Origin of the sequence: Runella salmonicolor, assembly GCF_024158025.1 — a bacterium.
Classification (GTDB): Bacteria; Bacteroidota; Bacteroidia; order Cytophagales; family Spirosomataceae; genus Runella; species Runella salmonicolor.
In genome coordinates this window covers 1-1,433 of sequence record NZ_JAMZEL010000034.1, presented here as the reverse complement: position 1 = coordinate 1,433, position 1,433 = coordinate 1, and the positions used below count along the sequence as shown (strand labels likewise).

General features: G+C 43.5%; 1 protein-coding gene. It reads right to left on the bottom strand.

What is annotated here, in order from left to right; translation table 11 throughout:
- Positions 1-2 precede the first annotated feature (2 nt).
- Positions 3-1,394: an IS4 family transposase gene (locus NCI00_RS29340; protein ID WP_253533522.1), complete on the bottom strand. Its 1,392-nt coding sequence runs from the start codon at positions 1,392-1,394 to the stop codon at positions 3-5.
- Positions 1,395-1,433 lie beyond the last annotated feature (39 nt).

Sequence of the window (1,433 nt, the reverse complement as noted above, 5' to 3'; positions counted from 1 at the left end):
ACCTAAAGTATCAACACATCTTTAGTGATTTCTTTCGAGAGTAAATAACCTTGATATTGATCATAGAATCGCTGTAATCCAGTAAAGAAGTCAGTCGGTCCGGGTGGCCTCTGGCTTTGATAACCACTCCAACCTGCCAATCGGGCAATAATCCAAGCGCCAAATGCCAAACTATGAGTCGGATAAGGATTTTTCTGTTTTTGGGTTTTGCCTTCTAGTGTCGAATTGAGATGAGTAAGAAAAATTTGTTCATCCGCCTGAAAAGCGGCCGCCAGGCTTTGTTGGGTAGTACCATCACGAGCTCGCAGGAGTTGGAGTACTTTGACCGCTCCCATCAAGGCAACAATCATTAATTTTCGCAATTTTTCATACTCTGCCAATTGGCTGGACTCAAAACGTAAACATTTGGTTTTCAAAACTCTGAATAACTGTTCTACATTCCAACGTTGTTTGTAGAAGTCTACTGCCTGCAAGGCATCTGCCGGGGATTGGACAGGATGAGAAGTCATTAATACCCAACTGACAGGCTTTTGATCATTGACCACTGTTTCAGCTAACTCACTGACATATACCACCCCACTGCTCCAAGTGGGAGGAACTTGTTTTTTTGTTCTGACTTCCGATTTTTTCATCACTACCTCTCCATAGCGCAGCTGCAACCGAGCCCGGTGGGCGGAGCGTTCATCCGTAGCGGGTAAATCCACTTCAAACTCGTGTTCAACAGGCCAACCTATGACTTTTTCATATAATTTCTCGCCATCAATCAAAGGACGATTGATGCGGCTGCGAATCACATAATCAACTCCTAAATCAGACTTTAAACCTACCAACACGGCATAAATATCAGACTCACGATCGGCCACTACTGTCTTAGAGGCACTCAGGGGTAAGTTGCCTAAAGCGGTTTCGATGCTGCTGCGCCACCGATAGGCTTCCTTATCTTCAAAAAATTCTTTGCTGCGAGCCGCCTTTCGTTGCCCATAAGTCAACCCATCGGCCTCTTGGGAGCGTACTCTAAATTCTAAAGCTGATATTCCATGGCAGGCACCTGTATGCGAGTCTAAGGTCAAGACCGGATGAAGATAAAATCCCTGCACAATCCCCTTGTCTACTTTACCCAATCCTTCTATATTGCGCTGTAAACTGAAAGCCATTTGACTACTGTCTTCTAACAATAATAAATGGCTTGAAGTGTTGGCATCCGCTTGACATTGAGCGTATAACATTGTTTCCAATGATTCAAACTCCACGCGTGGATTGCTTAGAAAACGCCCAAATTGTATCTCTTCTTTACGAGAACTTGAGAGTCTTCGCAAGGAAAGAGTTTGGCGCTTTTTTACACGTTCCACTAAATTCATCAATACTTTTGTCAGACGTTTATCGGGTAAGTTCATTCCCCTAAGATAATCAATACTTGTGTATATACTTTAGGT

Excerpts from the sequence above, each read along its gene's own strand:
- NCI00_RS29340 (WP_253533522.1), bottom strand. The coding sequence starts at position 1,394 with ATGAACTTACCCGATAAACGTCTGACAAAAGTATTGATGAATTTAGTG.